This window comes from Actinomadura sp. DC4 (assembly GCF_030406325.1).
In the GTDB taxonomy this organism is placed as follows: domain Bacteria; phylum Actinomycetota; class Actinomycetes; order Streptosporangiales; family Streptosporangiaceae; genus Actinoallomurus.
The window spans coordinates 262,068-286,537 of sequence record NZ_JAUEQY010000004.1 but is presented as its reverse complement, the minus strand read 5'-3'; the positions used below and the strand labels follow the sequence as shown (position 1 = coordinate 286,537).

21 protein-coding genes are annotated in these 24,470 nt (G+C 70.6%); 11 read left to right on the top strand and 10 right to left on the bottom strand.

Annotated elements, in window-relative coordinates; translation table 11 throughout:
- Positions 1 to 230 precede the first annotated feature (230 nt).
- The 3 genes from QWU11_RS08625 to QWU11_RS08615 form a co-directional block, all read right to left on the bottom strand.
- Positions 231 to 974: a succinate dehydrogenase/fumarate reductase iron-sulfur subunit gene (locus tag QWU11_RS08625; RefSeq protein ID WP_290104523.1), complete on the bottom strand. Its 744-nt coding sequence runs from the start codon at positions 972 to 974 to the stop codon at positions 231 to 233.
- A gap of 54 nt (positions 975 to 1,028) precedes the next feature.
- A complete protein-coding gene (locus tag QWU11_RS08620; protein WP_290104522.1) occupies positions 1,029 to 2,972 on the bottom strand; it encodes a fumarate reductase/succinate dehydrogenase flavoprotein subunit in 1,944 nt (647 codons plus the stop codon).
- Between the two features lie 79 nt (positions 2,973 to 3,051).
- Positions 3,052 to 3,762: a succinate dehydrogenase cytochrome b subunit gene (locus QWU11_RS08615; RefSeq protein ID WP_354670823.1), complete on the bottom strand. Its 711-nt coding sequence runs from the start codon at positions 3,760 to 3,762 to the stop codon at positions 3,052 to 3,054.
- Positions 3,763 to 3,862: 100 nt separating this feature from the next.
- Between QWU11_RS08615 and QWU11_RS08610 the strand changes: the two genes are divergently transcribed.
- Positions 3,863 to 4,795 (top strand): LysR substrate-binding domain-containing protein, encoded by a 933-nt coding sequence (locus QWU11_RS08610; protein WP_290104521.1) that lies wholly within the window; start codon positions 3,863 to 3,865, stop codon positions 4,793 to 4,795.
- Here the strand turns inward: QWU11_RS08610 and QWU11_RS08605 are convergent.
- Positions 4,787 to 5,338, bottom strand: a complete 552-nt coding sequence (locus QWU11_RS08605; protein WP_290104520.1) for a hypothetical protein — start codon at positions 5,336 to 5,338, stop codon at positions 4,787 to 4,789. The two genes, QWU11_RS08610 and QWU11_RS08605, sit on opposite strands and share 9 nt — an antisense overlap.
- A 325-nt stretch (positions 5,339 to 5,663) precedes the next feature.
- On the opposite strand from QWU11_RS08605, the gene QWU11_RS08600 reads away from it, so the two are divergent.
- Genes QWU11_RS08600 through QWU11_RS08590 form a run of 3 tightly spaced genes read left to right on the top strand, consistent with a single transcriptional unit; the run spans position 5,664 to position 9,156 of the window.
- The gene (locus QWU11_RS08600) at positions 5,664 to 6,494 is read left to right on the top strand and encodes a hypothetical protein (protein WP_290104519.1); all 831 of its coding nucleotides are present in this window, start codon (positions 5,664 to 5,666) and stop codon (positions 6,492 to 6,494) included.
- 12 nt (positions 6,495 to 6,506) lie between these two features.
- Complete coding sequence (locus QWU11_RS08595; protein WP_290104518.1) at positions 6,507 to 8,384, top strand: fumarate reductase/succinate dehydrogenase flavoprotein subunit; 1,878 nt, start codon at positions 6,507 to 6,509, stop codon at positions 8,382 to 8,384.
- 1 nt (position 8,385) lies between these two features.
- Entirely contained in the window at positions 8,386 to 9,156 is a 771-nt protein-coding gene (locus QWU11_RS08590; protein WP_290104517.1) for a succinate dehydrogenase/fumarate reductase iron-sulfur subunit, read from the top strand.
- A 48-nt stretch (positions 9,157 to 9,204) separates the two neighbouring features.
- Here QWU11_RS08590 and QWU11_RS08585 read toward each other — a convergent pair whose 3' ends face one another.
- Both QWU11_RS08585 and QWU11_RS08580 read right to left on the bottom strand, forming a co-directional pair.
- A complete protein-coding gene (locus QWU11_RS08585; protein ID WP_290104516.1) occupies positions 9,205 to 10,392 on the bottom strand; it encodes a HAMP domain-containing sensor histidine kinase in 1,188 nt (395 codons plus the stop codon).
- Positions 10,389 to 11,042: a response regulator transcription factor gene (locus tag QWU11_RS08580; protein WP_290104515.1), complete on the bottom strand. Its 654-nt coding sequence runs from the start codon at positions 11,040 to 11,042 to the stop codon at positions 10,389 to 10,391. Before QWU11_RS08580 ends, QWU11_RS08585 begins: the two co-directional genes overlap by 4 nt.
- A gap of 111 nt (positions 11,043 to 11,153) precedes the next feature.
- Here QWU11_RS08580 and QWU11_RS08575 point away from each other — a divergent pair, with 111 nt between their 5' ends.
- The 4 genes from QWU11_RS08575 to QWU11_RS08560 all read left to right on the top strand — a co-directional run bounded on the left by QWU11_RS08575 (position 11,154) and on the right by QWU11_RS08560 (position 14,846).
- Entirely contained in the window at positions 11,154 to 11,639 is a 486-nt protein-coding gene (locus tag QWU11_RS08575; protein ID WP_290104514.1) for a hypothetical protein, read from the top strand.
- A gap of 3 nt (positions 11,640 to 11,642) precedes the next feature.
- Positions 11,643 to 12,767 (top strand): peptidoglycan-binding protein, encoded by a 1,125-nt coding sequence (locus QWU11_RS08570; protein WP_290104513.1) that lies wholly within the window; start codon positions 11,643 to 11,645, stop codon positions 12,765 to 12,767.
- Positions 12,764 to 13,459 carry an ABC transporter ATP-binding protein gene (locus tag QWU11_RS08565; protein WP_290104512.1) on the top strand — a complete coding sequence of 232 codons (696 nt, stop codon included), beginning with the start codon at positions 12,764 to 12,766 and terminating at the stop codon, positions 13,457 to 13,459. The genes QWU11_RS08570 and QWU11_RS08565 overlap by 4 nt, the downstream gene beginning before the upstream one ends.
- 160 nt (positions 13,460 to 13,619) lie before the next feature.
- The gene (locus tag QWU11_RS08560; protein ID WP_290104511.1) at positions 13,620 to 14,846 is read left to right on the top strand and encodes an ABC transporter permease; all 1,227 of its coding nucleotides are present in this window, start codon (positions 13,620 to 13,622) and stop codon (positions 14,844 to 14,846) included.
- Here QWU11_RS08560 and QWU11_RS08555 read toward each other — a convergent pair whose 3' ends face one another.
- Genes QWU11_RS08555 through QWU11_RS08545 form a run of 3 tightly spaced genes read right to left on the bottom strand, consistent with a single transcriptional unit; the run spans position 14,847 to position 17,829 of the window.
- Positions 14,847 to 15,431, bottom strand: coding sequence for a hypothetical protein (locus tag QWU11_RS08555; RefSeq protein WP_290104510.1), 585 nt, complete (start codon positions 15,429 to 15,431; stop codon positions 14,847 to 14,849). It abuts the gene before it with no gap.
- An 11-nt stretch (positions 15,432 to 15,442) separates the two neighbouring features.
- Positions 15,443 to 17,578 (bottom strand): hypothetical protein, encoded by a 2,136-nt coding sequence (locus QWU11_RS08550; RefSeq protein ID WP_290104509.1) that lies wholly within the window; start codon positions 17,576 to 17,578, stop codon positions 15,443 to 15,445.
- Complete coding sequence (locus QWU11_RS08545) at positions 17,575 to 17,829, bottom strand: hypothetical protein (RefSeq protein ID WP_290104508.1); 255 nt, start codon at positions 17,827 to 17,829, stop codon at positions 17,575 to 17,577. Before QWU11_RS08545 ends, QWU11_RS08550 begins: the two co-directional genes overlap by 4 nt.
- Before the next feature lie 271 nt (positions 17,830 to 18,100).
- Here QWU11_RS08545 and QWU11_RS08540 point away from each other — a divergent pair, with 271 nt between their 5' ends.
- From QWU11_RS08540 to QWU11_RS08530, 3 genes are all read left to right on the top strand, one after another.
- Positions 18,101 to 18,670, top strand: a complete 570-nt coding sequence (locus tag QWU11_RS08540; protein WP_290104507.1) for a DUF4282 domain-containing protein — start codon at positions 18,101 to 18,103, stop codon at positions 18,668 to 18,670.
- A 70-nt stretch (positions 18,671 to 18,740) separates the two neighbouring features.
- Positions 18,741 to 21,098: a serine/threonine-protein kinase gene (locus tag QWU11_RS08535; RefSeq protein WP_290104506.1), complete on the top strand. Its 2,358-nt coding sequence runs from the start codon at positions 18,741 to 18,743 to the stop codon at positions 21,096 to 21,098.
- Entirely contained in the window at positions 21,095 to 22,315 is a 1,221-nt protein-coding gene (locus QWU11_RS08530) for a response regulator receiver protein (protein WP_290104505.1), read from the top strand. Before QWU11_RS08535 ends, QWU11_RS08530 begins: the two co-directional genes overlap by 4 nt.
- A 266-nt stretch (positions 22,316 to 22,581) precedes the next feature.
- Here QWU11_RS08530 and typA read toward each other — a convergent pair whose 3' ends face one another.
- Positions 22,582 to 24,438, bottom strand: coding sequence for a translational GTPase TypA (typA, locus tag QWU11_RS08525; protein ID WP_290104504.1), 1,857 nt, complete (start codon positions 24,436 to 24,438; stop codon positions 22,582 to 22,584).
- Between the last annotated feature and the right edge of the window lie 32 nt (positions 24,439 to 24,470).

Here is a 24,470-nt window from a genome sequence, read left to right as displayed (position 1 = left end):
AGCCGCACAGATGGGAGCTACCTTGGCCAAAGCGCGACAAGTGACGGTAGTTGTTTCCCGAAAACGTGTCGAGATCGAAACATTCCTACCACCCGGTGTCAGCGGGGAGAAGGTACCGAAGATTCGGCCGGCGCGGGGTGGGCGGCACGTCATCCAGGTCGCTCCGGACGTGAAAGATCACGGCCCGGGAGAAGGGGGGGACGTTCCCTTCTCCCGGGCCGTGAGGTTCTTCAGCGCCTGGCGGCGGCCTTGAGCAGGTCGGCGTTGAGCCGGGAGATGGTCTCGAGCGGGATGCCCTTGGGGCACACCGCGGTGCACTCTCCGGTGTTGGTGCAGCCGCCGAAGCCCTCGGCGTCCATCTGGGCGACCATCGAGGTCACCCGGCCGGACCGCTCGGGTTGCCCCTGCGGCAGCAGGCCGAGGTGGGTGACCTTCGCGGCGGTGAACAGCATCGCCGAGGCGTTCGGGCAGGCCGCGACGCACGCGCCGCAGCCGATGCAGGTGGCCGCGTCGAAGGCGTCGTGCGCGTCCGCCTGGGGCACGAGGACGGCGGCCGCGTCGGGCGCCGAGCCGGTCGGCGCGCTGACGTAGCCGCCGGCCTGGATGATCCGGTCGAACGCCGAGCGGTCCACGACGAGGTCCCGGATGACCGGGAACGCCGCGGCGCGCCACGGCTCGATCGTGATGACGTCGCCGTCCTCGAAGTGGCGCATGTGCAGCTGACAGGTGGTCGTGGCCTGCTGCGGGCCGTGCGGGGCGCCGTCGATGACGAGCGAGCACATGCCGCAGATGCCCTCACGGCAGTCGTGGTCGAACGCGACCGGGTCCTCACCCTCCAGGATCAGCCGCTCGTTGAGCACGTCGAGCATCTCGAGGAAGGACATGTCCGGCGAGACGTCGTCCAGCTCGTACGGGACCATCCGCCCCTTGTCGCCCGCGTCCCTCTGCCGCCAGATCTTCAGTGTCAGTCTCATGCCCATGGTTCGCTCACCCTCCTCATTCGCTCCGCGCACCGCGTCGGGGTTCGCTCACTTGTAGGACCTCTGGACCATCTTCACGTTCTCGTACTCCAGGTTCTCCTTGTGGAGGACCGGGGCCTCGCCGGTGCCGGTGTACTCCCAGGCCGCGACGTAGGCGAAGTTCTCGTCGTCGCGCAGCGCCTCACCCTCGGGCGTCTGGGACTCGGCGCGGAAGTGGCCGCCGCAGGACTCCGTGCGGTGCAGCGCGTCGACGCACATCAGCTCGGCCAGCTCGAAGAAGTCCGCGATCCGGCCCGCCTTCTCCAGCGCCTGGTTGAGCTCCTCGTTCTCCCCCGGCACCTTGACGCCGCTCCAGAACTCCGCGCGCAGCTCGCGGATGCGGTCCAGCGCCTTGCGCAGGCCCTCGTCCGTACGCTCCATGCCGCAGTACTCCCACATGAGCGCGCCGAGCTCGCGGTGGAAGGAGTCCGGCGTACGGTCGCCGTCGATCGACAGCAGCCGCTCGATGCGCTCCCCGACCGCCGCACGGGCCGCCACGACCGCCTCATGGTCGTCGCCGATCTTCTCGAACGGTCCGTCGGCGAGGTAGTCGCTGATGGTGTTCGGCAGTACGAAGTAGCCGTCGGCCAGGCCCTGCATCAGCGCGGACGCGCCCAGCCGGTTGGCGCCGTGGTCGGAGAAGTTCGCCTCGCCGATCACGAACAGGCCCGGGATCGTGGACCGCAGGTCGTAGTCGACCCACAGGCCGCCCATCGTGTAGTGCACCGCCGGGTAGATGCGCATCGGCACCTCGAAGGGGTCCTCGCCGGTAATGCGCTCGTACATCTCGAACAGGTTCCCGTACTTGTCCGCGACGGCCCCGCGGCCGAGCCGCCCGATCGCGTCGGCGAAGTCGAGGTAGACGCCGAGCCCGCCGGGGCCCACGCCGCGGCCCTCGTCGCAGACGTTCTTGGCGGCGCGGGAGGCGATGTCGCGCGGCACGAGGTTGCCGAACGAGGGGTAGAGACGCTCCAGGTAGTAGTCGCGCTCGTCCTCGGGGATCTCGCCGGGCGCGCGGCCGTCGCCGCGGGACGCCGGCACCCACACGCGCCCGTCGTTGCGCAGCGACTCCGACATCAACGTCAGCTTCGACTGGTGCTCGCCGCTCTGCGGGATGCAGGTCGGGTGGATCTGGGTGTAGCAGGGGTTGGCGAACAGCGCGCCCTTGCGGTGCGCCCGCCAGGTCGCCGTGACGTTGCAGCCCTTGGCGTTCGTGGACAGGAAGTAGACGTTGCCGTACCCGCCGGAGGCCAGCACGACGGCGTCGGCGGTATGCGTCTCGATCTCGCCGGTGACCATGTCGCGGGCGACGATGCCGCGTGCGACGCCGTCGACGACGATCAGTTCGAGCATCTCGTGCCGGGTGAACATCTCCACGGTGCCGGCCGCGACCTGCCGCTCCAGCGCCTGGTACGCGCCGAGCAGCAGCTGCTGCCCGGTCTGGCCGCGCGCGTAGAACGTACGGGAGACCTGGACGCCGCCGAACGAACGCGTGTCGAGCAGGCCGCCGTACTCCCGGGCGAACGGCACGCCCTGGGCCACGCACTGGTCGATGATCTCGACGCTGACCTGGGCGAGGCGGTAGACGTTCGACTCGCGTGAGCGGTAGTCGCCGCCCTTGACGGTGTCGTAGAAGAGCCGGTGGACGCTGTCGCCGTCACCCCGGTAGTTCTTGGCGGCGTTGATGCCGCCCTGCGCGGCGATGCTGTGCGCGCGGCGTGGGCTGTCCTGGTAGCAGAACGACCTGACCTGGTAGCCGAGCTCGCCGAGCGTCGCGGCGGCCGAACCGCCGGCCAGGCCGGTGCCGACGACGATGACCGACAGCTTGCGGCGGTTCGCCGGGTTGACCAGCCGGCCGCCGAAGCGCCGCTCGTCCCAGCGTTCCGCGATCGGCCCGTCCGGCGCCCGCTCATCGCGGATCGGCTCCCCCTCGGTGAACAGATGCGGGTTCACTGTTCGCTCGCCCCCCTCATTCGCTCCGCGAACGGCCTCCTCCGTCGGCCGTTCACTCCGCTCACTGCGTCGGGCTCACTCACGAGACCACTCCGATCGTCACGAAAACGGGTACCGACACGAAGCCGAGTACGAGGAGGGCGGCCACCGTGTCGGCGAACAGCCGCAGGGCGCGGTAGCGGCGCGACCGGCCCCAGCCGAGCGTCTGGAAGGCGCTCCAGATCCCGTGCCTCAGATGGAGCCCGACCATGACCACGGCGACGACATAGAACACCGTGACGTACCAGTGGGAGGGGGCGAAGTCCGCGACGACCTTGTCGTACGGCTCCGCGCCGCCGCCCTCGGGGTTGACCGCGCCGAAGGTCAGGTCCAGCAGGTGCCAGATGACGAACAGCAGGATGACGACCCCGCCGTAGCGCATGACGTGCGTGGCGTACCGGTTCTCGTGCGCCGCCGGCCGCGCCGCGTACCGGACCGGCCGCGCCTTGCGCGCCCGCCGGGCGAGTGAGACCGCCGACCACATGTGCAGGACGACGGCGACGGTCAGCACCGCCTCGGTGATCGTCAGGAAGACCCGGTGCGGGAGCGCGGGCTCGCCGATGGTGCGCAGCCAGTGCGCGTAGTGGTCGAAGTCGGCGCGGCCCAGGAAGATCTTGAGATTGCCGATCATGTGGGCGACGAGGTAGAGGACGAGGATCGCCCCGGTCACCGCCATGACGGCCTTCTTACCGACCGACGAGCCGTACAGGCGACGGGGTGGCGCCGCCGCTGCGGGGCGGGGCGCGGTCACAGTGCTGGAGCGAGGCGACACATTGCGGACCGTATGTCCGGTTCCGTTAGTACGTCCAAGACATGATGACGCTCGTTTCGATAGCCGTACGCTATGGAGAGTGCAGCTACAGCAACTCTCGTACTTCGTCGCCGTCGCGGAGGTGAGGCACTTCACACGCGCCGCGGAGACCCTGCGTGTCGCCCAGCCGTCCCTGTCCAAGCAGATCAAGACGCTGGAGTCCGACCTCGGCGCGCCGCTGTTCAGCCGGGCGCGCGGCAACATCACGCTGACCCCGGCCGGCGAGGCGCTGCTGCCGCTCGCGCGGCGCATCCTCGCCGACGTGGAGACCGCGCGGCGCGAGGTGCAGGACCTCACCGGCCTGCGCCGTGGCCGCGTACGGCTCGGCGCGACCCCGTCGCTGTTCGCGGGCCTGCTCGCCGACGCCCTGGCGCGCTTCCGCCGCCGCTATCCGGGCATCGAGCTGCGCGTGGAGGAGGGCGGCTCACGCGACCTCGTACGCGACCTGGCGCGCGGGCACCTGGACCTGGCTCTGATCATCCTGCCGCTGCAGAGCACGGACCCGGCGCTGGAGACCGCGCCGATCCTGCGGGAGGAGCTCGTCGTCGTCTCGCCGAGCGCGGACCCGCCGAAACGCCCGTACGTGCGGATCGAGGACCTGCGGCACCAGCCGCTGGTGATGTTCCGCAGCGGGTACGACCTGCGCGAGGCGACGCTGGCGGCGTGCCGGCAGGCGGGGTTCGAGCCGACCTTCGCGGTGGAGGGCGGCGAGATGGACGCGGTGCTGCGCTTCGTCGAGGCGGGGCTGGGCGTGGCCCTGGTGCCCTCGATGGTGCTGTCCGGGCGGCCGGGCCTGGTCGGCACCCCGCTCGCACCGCCGGGCCTGCAGCGTACGGTCGCGCTGGCCCACCGCAAGGACGTCCATCCGACGCACGCCGCGCAGGCGTTCCACGAGACACTGCTCGGCTTCCTCACTGACGCGGAGGCCCGCGGCGACCTCCCGCCGGGCGTCCACCGCACCGGCTCAGCGTGAGATGACCTCCACGTCGGGCGCGAACTCCCGCAGGGCGCGGCCGAGGCGGCGCGGGGCGATCCGCCAGCCGCCGAGGCGCGTGGAGACCAGGCGCGGGCGGTCGTCGGGGTCCGGGGCGTACCCACGCAGCGCGACCGCGCCGCGTCCCCCGGAGCCGCCCTCGGCCGAGTGGAACTCGATCGCGGTGACCTCGTCCCAGGCGAACCACTCGGCCTTCGCGGGCTTGCCGGACGGGCACCAGTACACGCCCCTGCGGGCGACCGCGAAGGCCACCCTCCGCTTGACCACACGGCGCAGGCCGACGCCGGCGAACACCAGCAGCCCGAGGCCGGCGAGCGGCATCAGCCACTGCGCGCCGTACTTCGTCCAGCCCCAGGGGTTCAGGTGGTGGCCGGGACGCCAGTCCAGCGCCGGCGGATGGGCGGTCACGCCGAGCACGAACCCGGTGATGATGGCGGCGCCGAGGACGGCGGGCACGGCCGGTCCCCACCACGCGTAGCGGACGACGTACGCCCCCGGCCCGAAGTGACTCCGGCCCCGCATCGGCACTCCCGTCACAGACGTATCGGTTGCAGGCGAAATCGTAGTGAGGCGCGAGCGGCCTGTGGGGCGATGCGGCGAGGGAGTGACCATCGCCTTGCACTCTCGTCCTCGGGAACGGACACTGACGGTTACAGCCCGACATTCGCCCCAAAAGTGGATACAGGCCGAGCTACTGGCCAGTAAGTGGGGAGATTCACACAGGCTGATCGCGCCTCGTATCGCGGCTGTGACAACTCCCTAATAACGTATGAGCGCCCCTGATCAGAGGAGAGGCTCGAGCACCGCCAGCCCTCCCAGGTGGTGTGCCTTCGATGGAGACTCCCGCATGACGCAGACAACGGTGGACGCGCCGTCCAAGGATCGGGCCCAGATCCCGGCGCGCACCCTACGCAAGGACCGCTACTGGCTCAGCCCGCTCGTGACGTTCGTCATCTTCGCGGCCTGGGTCATCTACGCGACCGTGCGCTCGATGATGGGCAACTACTACTGGGTGGACAAATACCACTATCTGACGCCGTTCTACTCTCCATGCGTCAGCGACGCGTGCAAGCCCGGTTCTGCGGACTTCGGCACGTTCGTACCTGCCCACCTGCCGTTCTTCATCCCGTACGCGCTCATCTCGCTGCCGTTCCTGCTGGGATTCCGGCTCACCTGCTACTACTACCGGAAGTCCTACTACCGGGCGTTCTGGCTGACGCCGTCGGCCTGCGCGGTCCCGGACAAGAGCCCGGCGCGCAAGACGCCCGGCGCCTACTCCGGTGAGACCCGTTTCCCGCTGATCCTGCAGAACGCGCACCGCTACTTCTGGGTGATCGCCGGCCTGATCTCCCTCGTCAACACCTGGGATGCGATCAAGGCGTTCCACGGCGCGGACGGCGGCTTCGGCATCGGGCTCGGCACGATCATCCTGTGGGTCAACGTCATCCTGCTGTGGGGCTACACCCTGTCCTGCCACTCCTGCCGGCACGTCGTGGGCGGGCGGATGAAGAACTTCTCCAAGCACCCGGTCCGCTACTGGCTCTGGACGCAGGTCAGCAAGCTCAACACCCGGCACGGGCAGTTCGCGCTCATCACGCTCGGCACGCTGGCGCTGACCGACGCGTACGTCGCGCTCGTCTCGGGCCACGCCTTCTCCGACCTGCGGATCTTCAACTAAGGACCACCACAAGTGACTGAAATCGAAAGGCTGCAGTACGACGTCGTGGTCATCGGCGCCGGCGGCGCCGGGCTGCGCGCGGCGATCGAGGCACGGCTGCAGGGCAAGAAGACCGCGATCATCTCCAAGTCGCTGTTCGGCAAGGCCCACACGGTCATGGCCGAGGGCGGCGCCGCGGCCGCGATGGGCAACGTCAACGCCAACGACAACTGGCAGGTCCACTTCCGCGACACCATGCGCGGCGGCAAGTTCCTGAACAACTGGCGCATGGCCGAGCTGCACGCCAAGGAGGCCCCGGAGCGCATCTGGGAGCTGGAGGCCTGGGGCGCGCTGTTCGACCGCACCAAGGAAGGCAAGATCAGCCAGCGCAACTTCGGCGGGCACGAGTACCCCCGCCTGGCGCACGTCGGCGACCGTACCGGCCTGGAGCTGATCCGCACCTGCCAGCAGAAGATCGTCTCCCTTCAGCAGGAGGACCACCGGGAGTTCGGCGACTACGACGCGCGGCTGCGGGTCTTCGCCGAGACGACCGTGACCCGCCTGCTGAAGGACGCCGAGGGCAAGATCTGCGGCGCGTTCGGCTACATCCGCGAGACCGGCAAGTTCGTGGTCTTCGAGGCCCCGGCGATCGTGCTCGCCACCGGCGGCATCGGCAAGTCCTTCAAGGTGACCTCCAACTCCTGGGAGTACACCGGCGACGGGCACGCCCTCGCGCTGCTCGCCGGCGCGTCGCTGATCAACATGGAGTTCGTGCAGTTCCACCCGACCGGCATGGTCTGGCCGCCGTCGGTCAAGGGCATCCTCGTCACCGAGTCCGTACGCGGCGACGGCGGCGTGCTGAAGAACTCCGACGGCAAGCGCTTCATGTTCGACTACATCCCGGACGTCTTCAAGGACAAGTACGCGACGACCGAGGAAGAGGGCGACCGCTGGTACGAGGACGCGGACAACAACCGGCGCCCGCCGGAGCTGCTGCCGCGTGACGAGGTCGCCCGCGCGATCAACTCCGAGGTCAAGGCCGGCCGCGGCTCACCGCACGGCGGCGTCTTCCTCGACATCGCCTCCCGGCTCAAGCCCGAGCAGGTCATCAAGCGGCTGCCGTCGATGCACCACCAGTTCAAGGAGCTGGCCGACGTCGACATCACGGCCGAGCCCATGGAGGTCGGCCCGACCTGCCACTACGTCATGGGCGGCGTCGAGGTCGACCCGGACACCGGCGCGGCGCTCGTGCCCGGCCTGTTCGCGGCCGGCGAGGTCTCCGGTGGCATGCACGGCTCCAACCGCCTCGGCGGCAACTCCCTGTCCGACCTGCTCGTCTTCGGGCGGCGGGCCGGCCTGGGCGCCTCGGAGTACTCCTCGTCGGTCACCGTCGAGGTGCCCGAGGCCGAGGTCGAGGCCGCGATGGCCGAGGCCCTGGAGCCGTACGGGCGCGAGGGCGGCGAGAACCCCTACGCGGTCCACCAGGAGCTCCAGCAGACGATGAACGACCTCGTCGGCATCATCCGCCGCGAGGGCGAGCTGGAGCAGGCCATCGAGGCGCTCGGCAAGCTGCGCGAGCGGGTGAACAACGTCTCGGTCGAGGGCGGCCGGGGCTACCACCCGGGCTGGCACCTCGCCCTGGACCTGCGCAACATGGTGATCGTCTCCGAGTGCGTCGCGAAGGCGGCGCTGGAGCGCCAGGAGAGCCGTGGCGGCCACACCCGCGACGACTACCCGCAGATGTCGCCCGAGTGGCGCAAGCTCAACCTCGTCTGCAACCTGGGCGACGGCTCCGTCGAGCTCAAGCGGCAGGACATGGAGCCGATGAGGGAGGACCTCATCGGGCTCTTCGAACTCGACGAGCTGAAGAAGTACCTGACCGAGGGCGAGCTCCCCTCTGAGGAGAACTGACATGGGCTACAAGGCGAAGTTCAAGGTCTGGCGCGGCGACGGCGGCGAGGGCGAGCTCAAGGACTACGACGTCGAGGTCAACGAGGGCGAGGTCGTCCTCGACGCGATCCACCGCCTGCAGGCGACCGAGGCGCCGGACCTGGCCGTCCGCTGGAACTGCAAGGCCGGCAAGTGCGGCTCGTGTTCGGCCGAGGTCAACGGCAAGCCCCGGCTGATGTGCATGACGCGGATGTCGACCTTCGAAGAGGACGAGACGGTCACCGTCACGCCGATGCGCACCTTCCCGGTCATCCGCGACCTGGTCACCGACGTCTCGTACAACTACGAGAAGGCGCGTGAGGTCCCGTCCTTCGACGGCGGCGACGTGAAGCCTGGCGAGTTCCGCATGCAGCAGGTCGACGTGGAGCGGAGCCAGGAGTTCCGCAAGTGCATCGAGTGCTTCCTGTGCAACAACACCTGCCACGTCATCCGCGACCACGAGGAGAACAAGGAGCACTTCGCCGGCCCGCGCTTCCTCATGCGCACGGCCGAGCTGGAGATGCACCCCGCCGACGTGGCCGACCGGCGGCAGATCGCCCAGGAGGAGTTCGGCCTGGGCTACTGCAACATCACCAAGTGCTGCACCGAGGTCTGCCCGGAGCACATCAAGATCACTGACAACGCGCTGATCCCGATGAAGGAGCGCGTGGTCGGGCGCCGCTACGACCCGCTGGTCTGGCTCGGTTCCAAGATCGGCGTGGTGAAGCGAGGCCAGGAGACCCCGAAGGCCTGAGGGTTCTTCTCCAGAACGCCCGGCGGGATCTCCCGCCGGGCGTTCTGCTTATTCGACCAGGGCCGGGAGGAGGGCCGGCAGCCGTACGGCGACGTCCAGGCCGCCTCCCGGGTTGGGCACGGCGACGACGGACGCATCGTGCGCGTGGGCGATCGCGGCGACGATCGACAGGCCGAGCCCGGCGCCGTCGGACCGTCCCGTCCTCGTCCGCAGGCGCCGGAACGGCTCGAACAGCTCCGGCACGCTCGCGGCGGGGACCGCCGGGCCGCTGTTGCGTACGGTCAGGCCCCGCTCCGGTGAGACGCCGACGTCCACCACGCCGCCCTCGTGGTTGTAGCGGATCGCGTTGTGCAGCAGGTTCGTGGTGAGCTGGGTCAGCAGGACGGCGTCGCCGGCGACGGTGAGCGGTTCGATCACCGGCCGGATCATGACGCCGGCCCGCTCGGCCTCCGGCCGCGACGCCGCCACGGCCTCCTCCGCGATCTCGTCCAGCCGTACGGGCTCGCGCGCGTCCAGGCCGCGCTCGCCGCGGGCCAGCGTGAGCAGTCCGTCGATCAGCCGCTCGGTCCGGCGGTTCGCCTCCAGCAGCTCCGCGCGCATGCGTTCGACCTGCTCCGGGGAGGTGTCGGCGAGCCCGATCTGGATCGCCGCGCGCTGGATCGCCAGCGGGGTGCGCAGCTCGTGCGAGGCGTTGGCGACGAACCTGCGCTGGCTCTCGACCGCCCGTTCCAGCCGTTCGAGCATGGCGTCGAAGGTGTCGGCGAGCTCCTTGAGCTCGTCGCGTGGGCCGGCGAGGGCGATCCGCTCGTCCAGGTTGGCCAGCGACAGCCGCCGTGCCGTCGCGGTGATGCGGTGCAGCGGCCGCAGCACCCGTCCGGCCAGCCACCATCCGGCGAAGACGGCGACACAGGCGAGCACCGCCACCGCGATGAGGGTCACCCCCCACTGGTAGTCCAGCACCGAGGAGCGCAGGGTCGCGGCGGTACGCGCGGGCGAACCCTCCGGTAGTTCGTTCAGCCGCCGCTGGACCAGCAGGGCGGGGTCCGGCGGAGGATCGCAGGGCTGCGCGGGAGTGTTCTTCACCGAGATGGCGTACATCATCACCTTGCGGTCCAGCACCCGCTTGAGGAGGAGGTTCACGGTGACGAGCACGGCGGTCGTCGCGGCCAGGAACAGCCCTCCGTACAGGGCCGTCAGCCGTACGCGCACGGTCGCGGGCGGGCGCAGGCGCCTCACAGCCGGTACCCGCTGCCGGGCACGGTCATGATGACGGGCGGATCACCGAGCTTGCCGCGCAGCTTGCTGACGGTGACCTTGACGACGGTGGTGAACGGGTCGGTGTTCTCGTCCCAGGCGCGTTCCAGGAGTTCCTCGGTGCTGACGATCGAGCCCTGCGCGCGCATGAGCACCTCCAGCACGGCGTACTCCTTCCGGGACAGCGGCAGGTAACGGCCGTCGCGGAACGCCTGGCGGCGCGGCGCGTCGACCACGACGCCGGACCGCCGCAGGACGGGCGGCAGCGGCGGGCGGCTGCGGCGTCCGAGGGCACGCACCCGGGCGAGCAGCTCGGCGTACTCGAACGGCTTGGGCAGGTAGTCGTCCGCGCCGAGGTCGAGACCCTGGACCCGCTCGTGCACGGCGCCGGACGCGGTGAGCATGAGGATCCGCACGTCCGCGCCGCTCTCGGCGAGGGCCCGGCACACGTCGTCGCCGTGCACCTCCGGCAGGTCGCGGTCCAGGACGAGCACGTCGTAGTCGTTGACGGCGACGCGTTCGAGTGCCGCCGCGCCGTCGTAGGCGACGTCCACCGCCATGGCGTGGCGGCGCAGCCCCTCGGCGATCAGCTCCGCCAGCGCCCGTTCGTCTTCGGCGACCAGTACCCGCATGACCCCCTTGCTACGGGACGCCCCGTAAGGGGGTGGTTAACGATCGCGGTCACCGCCGCGAAACCCCCGGATGCGTAGACATGGCCGGCAACGGAACCGGCAAGGAGCATCATGAGAAAACTCAGGTACGTGCCCGTCCTCGCGCTGTTCGCGCTGGCGGGCTGCGGCGGGTCGCACGGCGGGAGCGCGGCGGCATCGGCCTCGGCTTCGGCGAACGCGCAGGACACGGCGGTGAAGTTCGCCGCGTGCATGCGGCAGCACGGCGTCGAGGTGAGCGACCCCAAGCCGGGCGACCCCGGCGTCCGGATGAAGACCAGGCTCAACGAGACCCAGATGAACGCCGCGATGAAGGCGTGCCAGCAGTACCGGCCGAAGGGCGCCCTCGACCCCGACGACCCGAAGGCACACGACCAGATGCTCAAGACGGCGCAGTGCCTGCGGCAGCACGGCGTCGACGTCGCCGACCCCCAGCCGGGGAAGGGCATCCAGCTCCATGTCACCCGCGGCGACACGAAGGTCCAGAAGGCCATCGAGGCGTGCGACAAGCTGGTCCCCAAGCCCAGCGGCGCCGTCCGCTCGCCCGCGAACGGCGGCTGAGCGATGAGCGTACGTGAGGAGGACCGGGTCGCCGAGGCCCCGGCCGCGCCGTCGCGCCGGCCCGTACGCCGCTATGTGGTGGCCGGCCTGGCGGTGGCCGCCATCGTCGCGGCCGGGGCCGCGGTCGCGCTGACCGGCGGCTCGGGCGAGTCGGCGCCGGCCGGTCCGGCCACCGCCACCGCCGACGTCATCCGTACGGACCTGTCCGACCAGACCGACGTGGACGGCACGCTCGGCTACTCCGGGACCTACACGGTCGCGGGTGGCGGGCACGGGCGTCTCACCTGGCTGCCGGATGAGGGCACGACGATCCGCCGCGGCCATCGCGTGTACGGGGTGGACGGGCACAGTGTGCCGCTGTTCTACGGGTCGACGCCGCTGTGGCGCTCGCTGCGGTCCGGCGTCTCGTCCGGCGCGGACGTACGGGAGCTGGAGCGCAACCTGCACGCGCTCGGCTACGGCGATGGCATGACGGTCGACTCCGACTTCACCGCCGCCACCGCCGCGGCGATACGCGACTGGCAGGACGACCTCGGCGTGTCCGAGACGGGGGTGGTCGCGCCGGGCGACGTGGTGATGCAGCCGGGCGCGATCCGGGTCACAAAGGTGTCCGGCACCCTCGGCACCCCGGCCGGCGGACGGCTGCTGAGCGCCACGGGCGCCACACGTGAGGTCACCGTGGACCTGCCGGTCGACCAGCAGGAGCTGGCCGTCAAGGGCGCCAAGGTGCACGTGGAGCTGCCCGGTGGCCGATCCGCGACAGGCCACATCACCTCGATCGGCACGGTCGCGAGCGCCGGCTCCTCAGGCGACGACACGCAGCCCGGCGACGACACGGACAGCGCGACCATCCCCGTCACCGTCAAGCTCAACCGCGCCTCCGACGCCGGCCGCCTCGACGGTGCTCCGGTCACGGTCGGCTTCACGAGCGAGACGCGTGAGAACGTCCTGGCGGTCCCGGTACAGGCCCTGCTCGCCACACCTGCCGGGAAGTACGTGGTGGAGGTCGTGACCGCCGCCGGTCGCCATCAGGTTTTCGTCGAGCTCGGCGTCTTCTCGGGCGGAAGGGTCGAGGTGTCCGGCGCGGGCCTCGCGGCGGGGATGAAGGTCGAGGTGCCGCGCACATGAGCGGTGAGACCGTGGTGGCGCTGGAGACGGCGTCGAAGGAGTATCCGGGCGGCGTACGGGCGCTGCGCGGCGTGTCCCTGACCATCCGCCGCGGCGAGATGGTCGCCATCGTCGGCCCGTCCGGCTCGGGAAAGTCGACGCTGATGCACCTGATGGGCACACTGGACCGGCCGAGCTCGGGCCGCGTACGGCTACTGGGCCACGATGTGGCGTCCCTGCCGGACGCGCGCCTGTCGGCCGTGCGCGCGCACTGGATCGGTTTCGTGTTCCAGCGCTTTTACCTGACCGAACACCTGTCGGCACTGGACAACGTCGCGACGGCGCTGCTGTACGACGGAACACCGCCCCGCCGGCGAAGGGCGGTCGCCCGTACGGCACTGGAACGCGTCGGCCTGGGCCACCGCCTGACCCACCGCCCGAACGAACTGTCCGGCGGCGAACGCCAGCGGGTGGCGGTCGCCCGCGCGATCGCGGGAGAGCCGGCGCTGCTGCTGGCCGACGAGCCGACGGGAAACCTGGACTCGGCGTCGAGCGCGGGCATCGTCGAGATCCTCACCGACCTCCACCGCGACGGCAGCACCATCGCGATGATCACCCACAACGCGGAGCTCGCCGCGGCCATGCCGAGACAGGTGGAGATCCTCGACGGCCAGATCCGCTCCGACACCGGCACTCCGGAGGCCCGCCCATGACCGCCCTGCCCCCGCACGGCCCACCTGCGGCCGCTCTCGCCGTCCACCTCCGGGAAGACGGAGGTACGGCCATGAACCTGCTGACTTCGCCCGCTTTCGCGCGCCCCGCCAACGTACGACCGCTCCCGCCGTCCACCTGCGAAAACGCGGAGGTACGGCCATGACTTCGATCGTTTCTCGCGGAGACATGACGGCCGGCGCCGCGTTGCCCACACCGTCCCGGTCGCGGTCGGGTGACCTGGCCAAGGCGGGCCTGAGCGGCCTGCGAGCCCGTCCGATGCGCGCCACGCTGTCCGCTCTGGGCATCGCGATCGGCATCGCGGCGATGGTCGCGGTCCTGGGCATCAGCGCGGTGAGCCGCGCGGGCCTGCTGGCGGAGATCCACCAGCTCGGCACCAACCTGCTGACGGCGGGCCCAGGCCAGACGCTGTTCGGCGACGACTCCGAACTGCCCACCGAAGCGGTCGGAATGGCCGGAAGAATCCCGGGCGTCACCTCGGTCTCGGCCGTCGGCACCGTACCGAACGCGACCGTACGGCGCACCGACAAGATCGACCAGGAGGAGAACGGCGGCCTCGCGGTCTCCGCTGCGAGGCCGGACCTGCTCAAGACGCTGGACGGAACGGTACGCTCCGGCGCGTACCTGGACGCCGCGACGTCCCGCTACCCCTCCGTGGTCCTGGGCGCGGTCGCCGCCGAACGCCTGGGGATCGACCGGGCGGGCCAGGGCGTCTACATAGCGGGCCGCTGGTTCACGGTCGTGGGCATTCTGGACTCGCTACGCCTGGCCCCGGAGATCGACCGTTCGGCTCTGATCGGCTGGGAGGCCGCCGCGAAGCTGGGCTTCGACGGCCACCCGACGACCCTCTACGAACGTTCGACCGACGCGACCGTCTCCTCGGTGGCGGACGTCCTGGCCGCCACGATCAACCCGCAGAACCCGGACCAGGTGAAGGTCAGCCGCCCGTCGGACGCCCTGACCGCCCAGCTGGCCGCCAAGTCCGCTTTCAACACGCTGTTCCTCGGCCTGGGCGCCGTAGCCCTGCTGGTCGGCGGCGTGGGCGTGGCCAACATCATGGTCATCTCGGTCCTGGAACGCCGCCAGGAGATCGGCCTACGCCGGGCTCTGGGCGCGACGAGACGCCAGATCCGCCTGCAGTTCCTCACGGAATCGGTGGCATTGTCACTGCTTGGCGGCCTGGCGGGAGTGCTGCTGGGCTTGACGGCAAGCCTGACGTACGCCGCGTACCGAGGCTGGCCTCTGGTCCTGCCGGTGGAAGCCTTGACGGGCGGAGTCCTGGCCGCGGTAGCGGTAGGCGCCGCCGCCGGCCTCTACCCGGCCCGCCGAGCCGCCCGCCTCACCCCCACCCAGGCCCTGGCCATGTGATCACCCATCCGGCCGGCACCGATGAACCTTGACGAACCTCTTCTGCGCGATCCGCATGAGGCCGACCAGATCCTTGGTGGCGTTCCTGCCGGGAGACACCCCACGCAGAAAGATTTCGATCCAGGCATCACGAGAACCACAGCGGAATGTCGAGGCGGCAAAATACGGAAGCCGAGTCTCACGATGGGTATAGACGGTGAAACCGGACCCGAGCTCCACGGGCAGCCGAACCGGGTGATCGGGCGCGATCTCCTTCGCCCATTCCCCGATCTCGTTCTGGCCGCCCTCGATGTCCCACTGGACACCCAGCGGGCCGTACCTCTCGCCGTCCTTCACCCCGCACAACGAGCTGTCCTTGCTCGCCTCCGCATCGCGAATCTCGGATAAGCCCGACGAAACACCGACGACCCGAGCCAGTGCACGTCTGGGAACCAGGTCACACCAGTACGGCACCGAGTCGGTTACCGGTCTCAGGTCACCGCGCGCCGGGGAGGGCAACGAGGGTGAAGCGGACGGTCGTTTCTCATGGCCACCGGATGCACAGGCGCTCATCATCGTCACGAACGCCAGGACGGTGGCCACCATCGCAGCATGCTTCATGGCGTCTTACCCGCACCATTGAAACTGTTGACGGCGTCATCGTGGCTGTTGCTTATGACCGTCTCAAGCGTCTGGCTCATCCGCGGGGCAGCGAAGTTGTTTTCTTCGCACCAGTCGATGAAGCGAGATTGGGCGCGCGAGTCGTCGGCCCACCGGTCCCATGGAAGGATATGGCCCTTTTCGTCGGCGAAGGGCTCGCCCAGCGCCCGGCCGCCAGAGTCATTGAAGTGGTCGATGGCGGCGGACAGGGACATCTGCCGAAGGAGTCTTCGTACTGCCTGCTCGTCCGTTGCCGCCGCAGCATCCTCGTCCGCGGACCCGCCGTCCTGCCGCGTCTGGCTGAACAACCAATCGCCTACCTTGCCGTACTGATTGTCGGCCAGTTCCTTGTACAGGCTTGCAGGCACCCCGCTGAACAGCTTGGCGTAAGGGACCGGGACCAATCCGATGCCTTTGCCTATCAACTCCTTGACCTGCTGATTCGCCGTATCGACCGTGGCGCCGCGAGCGATGAGAACCTCACGCCTCATCGCCAGGAGATGACCGAGTAGGCCGCCCTGAGCGATCAAAACGGCATCGACGCCCTGGCCGCCGGAATATTGCTGATCGAGCTGCACCCGAGCCCGACCGATCCCGCTCTTCACCAGGGCGGTGAACGCGTCATCGTTCTGACCGGCCTCGGCCAGAAGCGCGTCGATGTCACGAGGGGACGGGTGTCCTCTGGGTGCGCCGCCGCCGATCACGTCACCGAATAGGGCGCCCGCCACGTCCTTGAGATGGGAGCACAGGATGTCTCCCAGGCTCGGGCGAAGGCCGGAGAGGTCGTCGGCGTGGCCGTCGGTGTTGGTGAATTTGAGGTGGTGGTCCTTGTCATAGGTGAAGTAGCGGCGGGTGTCGCGGCCGAGGAGTTCGCTCGTCTCCTTGAACAGGTGTTGCGACGTCGCGTCGTGGCCCGACATAGCGGCCTTCATGGTCTGGCCGAGGCGTGTGCCGTGGTCGGTGTAGGCCCACCGGGCGCGGCGTTCGTGGAGCAGGTATTCCAGGTCGGAGTTCTTCTGCCCCTCCGCCGTTTGGGACAGCAGGGCCTGGGCGCTCGCCTTGCTCAACCCGGCCGCGTGCAGCAGTCCGTTCAAGAAGTCCGTGCGTCCCCTTGCCGGGGGCTCCGCGGTCGCGCGGTCTCCGGCCGGGGTCAGCGCCCAGCCCAGGTGCAGCAGGCCGGTCAGGTCGGGGATCGGTGCCGAGCCGTCTTCGGGGCGTGCGCGCGGCAAGCCGGGGACGTACGGGGGTGCGAACGGCGGAGGCGTGCTCGGCGGCGGGTGGCTCGGCCGGTGCTCGCGGTCGTAGGCGATCATGTCGCTGCCGACGACCCGCATGAAGCGTGCGGAGAACGGGGGGTGGCCCTCGCTCAGGTCGAGGAGGGTCGCCAGGGACTGGTAGCCGGCGTAGGTGTCGGCCGGGAGCCGATGCTCGGCCCGGCCCTGCGCCTTGAGCCGGTCCAGGTACGCGTCGCCGAGGTATCCCTCGCCCGACGGGTCCGTGCCCACCGCCAGCGCCTTGCTCAGCAACCTCAGTGCACTCTGGACGCCCGCCTCGTCGGTGCCGAGCGACGGGTCGCGGCCGTCCATGTCCCGGCGCAGCCGCTGCGCGAGGGCGGCCGGCAGCGTGATGATCCCGTCCGGGCCCAGGCCCTGGAGCAACGCCTTCGCGAAGTGCGGATCGCCCGCCTCCGCGGCGAAGGCCATCAGCCGGCTGAGCGCCGTACGGTCGCCCGCCGCGGCCTTTCCGGCCAGGTCGGCGGCCTCGGCGCCGTCGACCCGGGCCTGGATCGCGCCCAGCCGGTCGGGGAGCTCCCAGAAAGTGCCGCCGCCCGCGCGAAAAGTGAAATCGATCTTCTGGCGTTCCATTTCGTGCACCAGGCGCTGCCGCCGCTGAAGGTCGGTGGCCTGTGCGCGCAGGCGGCCCGCCATTGCGCGGAGGCGAATGGCCGGGGAAGTGTCGAGTTGCACCCTATTCAGCTCGGCCCACAGGGCCTGGGCGAGTTGGTCGATCTGCGCCGCGGCCCGCGTGTGCCGGCCCACCATCGCGTCGAAGGTGGGCTGCCGGACGCCGACGAACGCCGGGTCGCCGCTCATGGGCTCTTGGGCAGCCCGGCGAGCTCGTCCCGCGCCAGGCGTACGGCCTTTGCGAGCTCGCCCTGCAGCTCACCGCGGTCCGCCCGCACCGCGGAGCCGAACCGCCGGCCGGCCGGGCCCATCCAGGCGTCGTCCTCCATCGCCCCGCAGGTCGAGTCCAGAGTGTGCCAGTAATCGTCGGAAAGCCGTTGAATCCGGGTGACGGCAGCCTGCAACCGCTGCCGCAATAACCGGATGTCCCCGTCGGCCACGACAACCTCCCCTTGCCGTAAGACGCCAACGATGTTGTCACACCGCCCCGACAAAGTCAGCCTCGGCGGATATCCGGTCCCATGGCCGCCGCATTTACCGTTCATCCATATCCGGCAGGCGCCTTCGAAATGACCATTCATCGCGATTTGCAACGTCCGGGAGCCCGATGGACCCGTGTCCAACGACGATGACCAGGGTTTTCGCCCCCGATACCGAACCCGATCGGCATGGTCCGGTGAACTCACGCCCTCATCGGTCTAGCCTTTGACAGTGGCAGCCGAGGAGACCGAGATGTCCAACCCCCACGACGATCCCGGGCGCCGTCCCCCGCCACCCCGGCAGGGCGAGCCCCCGACGTCGTACCCAGGCGGTCCGCCGCCTTATCAGAGCGAGCCGCCCTACCAGGGCGAACCGCCCTACCAAGGTGAGCCGCACTACTACCAAGGCCCGCCGCAGCAGCAGCCTCCCGGCGGCTGGCAGGGCCCGCCGCCCGGCTACGACACGCCCCAGCAGCAGCCTCCCGCGCGCGGCCCGAAGGATAAAACGGGCTTTTTCGGCGCGCTCCTCGACGTCAACTTCGACCACATGGTCACGACGAAGATGATCAAGGCGTCCTACATGATGGCGATCGTGGTCTATTCGCTGGTCGCGCTCGTCATGTTGCTCTTCGTCTGGAGCTTCTCGGTCTGGAACAAGCCCCTGGCGCTCGCCACACTCGTCGCGACGCCGATCGTCTGGGTGTCCGGTCTGCTCTCGACCCGCATGTTCCTCGAGTTCATCATCAACCAGTTCAAGATTACCGAGCATCTGAAGGCACTGCGGGAGCGGGAGGAGCGCTGATCCCTGTCCGGGGCGCGCGCGGGCGCGTTAGGCTCGCGGAGGCAACGGCGGACGTGGCGAGGGACGGGTAGTGGCGGACATCGAGCGGCCGTCCGAGACGCGGCGCGACGAGTTCGGGACGCGCCGCGACGACGGCTCGCCGGACGCCACCCGGCGCGACCAGGGCCCGCCCTCTCCCTCCCTCGTACGCCTCCCCGACGAGCTCGCCGACCGCTTCACCCTGCTCGGCGAGCTGCCCACCCAGGGCGCCGAGTCCGACCTCCTCCACGTACGCGACGCCGACGGCGCCGAGCTCGTCGTCAAGATCTTCCGGCGCGGCTTCACCGCGGACCGCTCGGTCTGGGAGAAGCTCCCGGCGCTCGCCTCGCCGCACGTCGTACGCATCCAGGAGACCGGCCACGCCGAGGGCCGCGACTACGAGGTCATCGAGTACATCGAGGCCGGCAACCTGCGCGTCCTCGGGGCGCGGCTGGCGCCCGCGCTGCTCACCGAGGTCGTGAGCCAGCTCGCCGCCGGCCTCGGGCGGCTGCACCGTGCGGGCATCGTGCACCGCGACCTCAAGCCCGAGAACGTCCTCGTCCGCGGTACGACGCCGATCCGGCTGGCCATCACCGACTTCGGGCTGAGCCGGGTGATCGAGCAGAGCGTGGTGTTCGCCTCGTCCTCGCGCACGCTCGCGTACGCCGCGCCGGAGTCGCTGTCCGGCCAGGTCTCCCCCGCGCGCGACTGGTGGTCGCTCGGGATCATCGTGCGCGAGCTGCTCACCGGCCGTACGCCCTTCGCGGGCATGAGCGAGACCGCCGTCGTCGACCACCTCGCCACCCGCACCATCGACTGCGACGACATCGCCGACCCGCGCATGCGGCTGCTCTGCCGCGGCCTGCTCACCCGTGACCCGCGCCGGCGCTGGACCGGCGGCGAGGTCGAGCGCTGGCTCGCTGGGGAGAGCCCCGCGGTCGCCGAGCCCGATCCGCCCCGTACCTCCGCGTTCTCCGGCGGCGCGGCACGCGGCGCGCTCGCTTTCGGCGGGCAGAGCTACACCGACCGCGGTCAGTTCGCCCGCGCCCTGGTCACCGACTGGGAAAAGGCCGCACGCTACTTCTTCGGCACCATGTTCACGCCGGTCGGGCCGAGCGAGGCCTGGCAGGCGCTGCGCGAGTGGCTCAACGGCTTCGAGGACGACTCCGAGGGCCGGATCCGGCTGATCGACCAGTCCCTGACCGGCGACCGGCCGCCCAACATCAAGCTGCTCCACCTGCTGCGCTGGCTCGACCCCACACTCGAGCCGTACTACCTCGGCCTCCGCCTGCTCCCCGAAGACCTGCCGGCGCTCGCCGGCGCGGTCGACGACCCGCGCCACCCCGACCGCATCACGGCGTCCCGCGCCGTACGAGAGCTGTGGGAGTTCCACCTGCTCCCCGAGTTCGCCGGTTTCGCCGGCGGCGACGAACTCCCCGCGATCAACGACCGCTGGCACGGACTCGCCGCGTCCTGGAACCGCCTCGCCCACTGGCTGCGCGGGCAGCTCCCCCGCACCGCCGGCCGGTTCCCCGACGCGGGCGCGCCCGGCCTGGACGAGCCTCCCATCGTCCTCACGACCCTGCTCGCGCTGGCCGGCCGGCCGGCCGAGACCGAGGAGGCGCTGCGCTCGGCCGCCGTACGGGCCCGTGAGCGCGTGCACGAGCCGGTGTCGTGGTTCGGCTGGCTGTCCGACCAGGCGGGCGACGACCCGCTGCGCTGTTTCGCCCTCGTACGGGCCGTGCCCGACGCGGTGCTGGAGATCGAGGGCGCCGCCCGCCACCGGCAGGAGAGCGAGCGCCGCGCGGCCGAGGGCACGCGCCACTGGAACGACCTGGAGAAGCGACGGCTCGCCGGCCGCCCGGCGGCGATGATCCGCGCCGCGCTGTGGACGCTGCCGCTGCTGCTCGTGTGGACCGGCGGCGGCTGGCTGCTCGCCCAGCTGCGCAACGCCGCCCAGCGCGACAGCCTCGGCGGGGTCGGCGCGGTCGGCGCCCCCACGACGCTGCTCGTCGTCGCCGCCGTCGTCGCCTGGCTCGTCGGCGTCGCGTGCGAGCTGTTCCTCGCGTACGGCCAGGGCGCCGACTACCTTCCGCTCGGCCCGTGGTCCTGGATCGCCAAGGGGCTCGGCGGCGCCAAGAAGGGCATCTCGGGTATGGGCCGGACGCTCTCCGGCACCACCCGGCGCCGCGGCCCGGCCGGCTGCGGCGTCATGCTCATCGTCGCGATCGTCCCGCTGGTCCTGCTGCTGGTCGTCGTCGCCACACTGATCTCGATCGCCTGGCTGCTGTGGCTGGCGATCCTTGTCGCCGCGTCGATCGCCCACGTCGTGATGACCGGGATACGCATGCAGCGCTGGCGGCACGAACGCACGCGCGCGAAAGAACAGGCCATGGGGGGACGACTGTGAGCAGCGGCGTCGAAGCGGACATCGCCCTGGACGCGGCGGTCATCGCGAGCCTGGGCCTCATCCGCGTGCTCGGCGGCGCGGCCGGGCTGGCCGCCGCGGGCACCGGTGTGCTCGCCGGGCTGGCCGAAGAACGCGCCGAGATCCGCGCCCGGCGGCTCCAGGAGATCCAGCGGCACGAGCAGGCGATCGCCGAGGTGCTCGACCGCAACGCCCGCATCGCCGCGCTCGCCTCCTCCGCCCGGCGTCACCACGCCGAGCTCGCGCTGCCCACGCCCCTCGAGCCGACCGAGCAGACCGCCGAGGAGCTCGTCGCCTGGTGCACCGAGACCGACACGACGCTCGTCGCGGCCGAAGAGTCGCTCGCCACGGTCATCGCCTCGGACGCGACGGATCGCATCTTCGCCGCGCCGGAGTCGCTGCAGGCGACCCCGCAGGACCCGGCCGCCACCCCGCCGTCCGCGCTCGCGACGACGATGGCGCGGGTCCTCGCCCGGCTGCTGCCCGACATCACCGACGACGACCGGCGGGCCGTCACCGAGGCCGCCGAGCAGGCCGCCGCCGCGACCACGCAGGGCGAGGCCGAGAGCCGCCTCACCGAGGTGCGCATCCGCATCCAGAAGGCGAACGAACGGGCGCGCGGCGGACGCGACGACCGGGCCGCTGCGGCGCGGTTCCTCCGCGAGCTTGCCGCCCACCCCGACGCCGAGACCGTACGCGCCCGGCTCGGCGAGATCGCCGACGGCACCCGGCCGTTCGACGCGGACCTGCGCGCCGAGGCCGTCCGGCTGGTCGCCGACCTGCAGCGCGAGGCCGAGCACCGCTACGTCACGGCGGCGATCCAGGAGGCCTTCGAGGAGCTGGGTTATGAGGTGGACGAGGGCTTCGAGACCCTCACCGCCAACGACGGAGAGGCCGTGCTGACCAGGGGCGACTGGACCCAGCACGCGATCAAGATACGGGTCGAGGACGCACGGCAGGTACGCATGGCGCTGCTGCGCACCGAACCCGGTGAGAGCGCCGACCAGCGCCGCCTCGACGTCGAACGCGAGGAGCAGTGGTGCGCGTCGTTCGAGGCCGCACGCGCCCGCCTGGACGCCGCCGGCATCCACGCCGACGTACGCTGGCGCGTCGAGCCGGGGGAGCAGCGCCTGCCGGTCGCCCAGCCACGCCGTACGCGCCAGCAACCGCGCGCCCGCCGACGCGAACGCGACCGCTGAGCCGCTCCCCTCGACTGCCCGGAACGACCGCCGAGGCGTTCCTCTTCAGCTGCGCGGCGGCATCGCGCCCGGAGCGGCTCCGCACACCCGCCGGCAGCGACCTACGCGCCGGCGCGGACACCGAGCCGTTCCCCCCGGCTGTGCGGAGGGTTCGCGCACACCCTCCGGCAGCGCGCCGATGCGGGCGCCGAGCCGTTCCCCTCAGCCGTCGCGCCTGGAGTCGGCGGCGGCGGCGTTCGTGCGGCGTGGGCGCTGAGCCGTACGGCTCAGCCCTGGTCGCGCTTGCCGCGGGCGCGGGACCGCTCGCGCTCCTTGGAGTTGAGGACCACCTTGCGCAGCCGGATCGCGCCCGGGGTCAGCTCCACGCACTCGTCGTCGGCGACGAACTCCAATGCCGCCTCGAGGCTGAGTGCGCGCGGCGGGGTCAGCCGCTCGAAGGCCTCGGCGGTGGAGGACCGCACGTTGGTCTTCTGCTTCTCCTTGGTGATGTTGACGTCCATGTCGTCGGCGCGGGAGTTCTCGCCGATGATCATGCCTTCGTACACCTCGGTGGTCGGCGCGACGAACATCGTGCCGCGCTCCTGCAGGTTGAACATGGCGTACGCGGTGGCGGCGCCGGCCCGGTCGGAGATCAGGGAGCCGGTCGGCCGGGTGCGCAGCTCGCCGAACCACGGCTCGTACCCCTCGAACACCTGGTGCGCGATGCCGGTGCCGCGGGTCTCGGTCAGGAACTCGGTGCGGAAGCCGATCAAGCCGCGGGCCGGGACCAGGAACTCCATCCGGATCCATCCCGTGCCGTGGTTGGTCATCTGCTCCATCCGGCCCTTGCGTACGGCCAGGAGCTGGGTGATCGCGCCGAGGTACTCCTCGGGCGCGTCGACGGTGAGGCGCTCCACCGGCTCGTGCACCTTGCCGTCGATCTCCTTGGTGACAACGCGGGGCTTGCCGATGGTGAGCTCGTAGCCCTCACGGCGCATGGTCTCCACGAGAATGGCCAGCGCCAGCTCGCCACGCCCCTGCACCTCCCAGGAGTCGGGCCGCTCGGTGGGCAGCACGCGGATCGACACGTTGCCGACCAGCTCGCGGTCCAGCCGGTCCTTGACCAGACGGGCGGTGACCTTGGTGCCCTTCTCCCGGCCCGCGAGCGGCCCGGTGTTGGTGCCGAGCAGCATCGCGATGGCCGGCTCGTCGACCGTGATGAACGGCAGCGGGCGTGGGTCCTCGGCGTCGGCGAGGGTGTCGCCGATCATGATGTCCGGGATGCCGGCGATGGCGATGATGTCGCCCGGCCCTGCCTGCTCGGCGGGCTTGCGCTCCAGCGCCTCGGTCATCAGCAGCTCAGTGATCTTGACCCGTTCGATGGTGCCGTCGTGCTTGCACCAGGAGACCTGCTGGCCCTTCTTGATCACTCCGGAGTGCACGCGGCAGAGCGCGATCCGGCCGAGGTAGGAGCTGGCGTCCAGGTTGGTCACGTGCGCCTGAAGCGGCGTGTCCGGGTCGTACGACGGCGCGGGGATGGTCTCCCGGATGACCTGGAACAGCGGTTCGAGATCCTCGCTGTCCGGCAGGCCGCCGTTGTCGGGCTTGTTGAGGCTCGCCCGGCCGGCCCTGGCCGAGGCGAACACGATCGGGAAGTCGATCTGCTCCTCGGTGGCGTCGAGGTCGAGGAACAGCTCGTACGTCTCGTCGACCACCTCGGCGATGCGCGCGTCGGGCCGGTCGACCTTGTTGACGACGAGGATGACCGGCAGCTTCGCGGCGAGCGCCTTGCGGAGCACGAAGCGCGTCTGCGGCAGCGGCCCCTCGGAGGCGTCGACGAGCAGCACGACGCCGTCGACCATCGACAGGCCGCGCTCGACCTCGCCGCCGAAGTCGGCGTGGCCGGGCGTGTCGATGATGTTGATGGTCATACCGCCGTGCAGCACGGCGGTGTTCTTCGCGAGAATCGTGATGCCCTTCTCGCGCTCCAGGTCACCCGAGTCCATGACCCGCTCGTTGACGTCCTGGTTCTCGCGGAATGCACCGGACTGCCAGAGCATGGCGTCGACGAGGGTCGTCTTGCCGTGGTCGACGTGGGCGACGATGGCGACGTTCCGGAGATCGTCCCGAATGGCGGTGGGCATGCGTACGGGTCTCGCTTCGTGGGTCTGGGAGT

Coding starts and splice junctions, on each gene's coding strand:
- QWU11_RS08625 (WP_290104523.1), bottom strand. CDS start 974: ATGAGACTGACACTGAAGATCTGGCGGCAGAGGGACGCGGGCGACAAG.
- QWU11_RS08605 (WP_290104520.1), bottom strand. CDS start 5,338: ATGCGGGGCCGGAGTCACTTCGGGCCGGGGGCGTACGTCGTCCGCTAC.
- QWU11_RS08600 (WP_290104519.1), top strand. CDS start 5,664: ATGACGCAGACAACGGTGGACGCGCCGTCCAAGGATCGGGCCCAGATC.
- QWU11_RS08590 (WP_290104517.1), top strand. CDS start 8,386: ATGGGCTACAAGGCGAAGTTCAAGGTCTGGCGCGGCGACGGCGGCGAG.
- QWU11_RS08580 (WP_290104515.1), bottom strand. CDS start 11,042: ATGCGGGTACTGGTCGCCGAAGACGAACGGGCGCTGGCGGAGCTGATC.
- QWU11_RS08575 (WP_290104514.1), top strand. CDS start 11,154: ATGAGAAAACTCAGGTACGTGCCCGTCCTCGCGCTGTTCGCGCTGGCG.
- QWU11_RS08570 (WP_290104513.1), top strand. CDS start 11,643: ATGAGCGTACGTGAGGAGGACCGGGTCGCCGAGGCCCCGGCCGCGCCG.
- QWU11_RS08565 (WP_290104512.1), top strand. CDS start 12,764: ATGAGCGGTGAGACCGTGGTGGCGCTGGAGACGGCGTCGAAGGAGTAT.
- QWU11_RS08560 (WP_290104511.1), top strand. CDS start 13,620: ATGACTTCGATCGTTTCTCGCGGAGACATGACGGCCGGCGCCGCGTTG.
- QWU11_RS08555 (WP_290104510.1), bottom strand. CDS start 15,431: ATGGTGGCCACCGTCCTGGCGTTCGTGACGATGATGAGCGCCTGTGCA.
- QWU11_RS08550 (WP_290104509.1), bottom strand. CDS start 17,578: ATGAGCGGCGACCCGGCGTTCGTCGGCGTCCGGCAGCCCACCTTCGAC.
- typA (WP_290104504.1), bottom strand. CDS start 24,438: ATGCCCACCGCCATTCGGGACGATCTCCGGAACGTCGCCATCGTCGCC.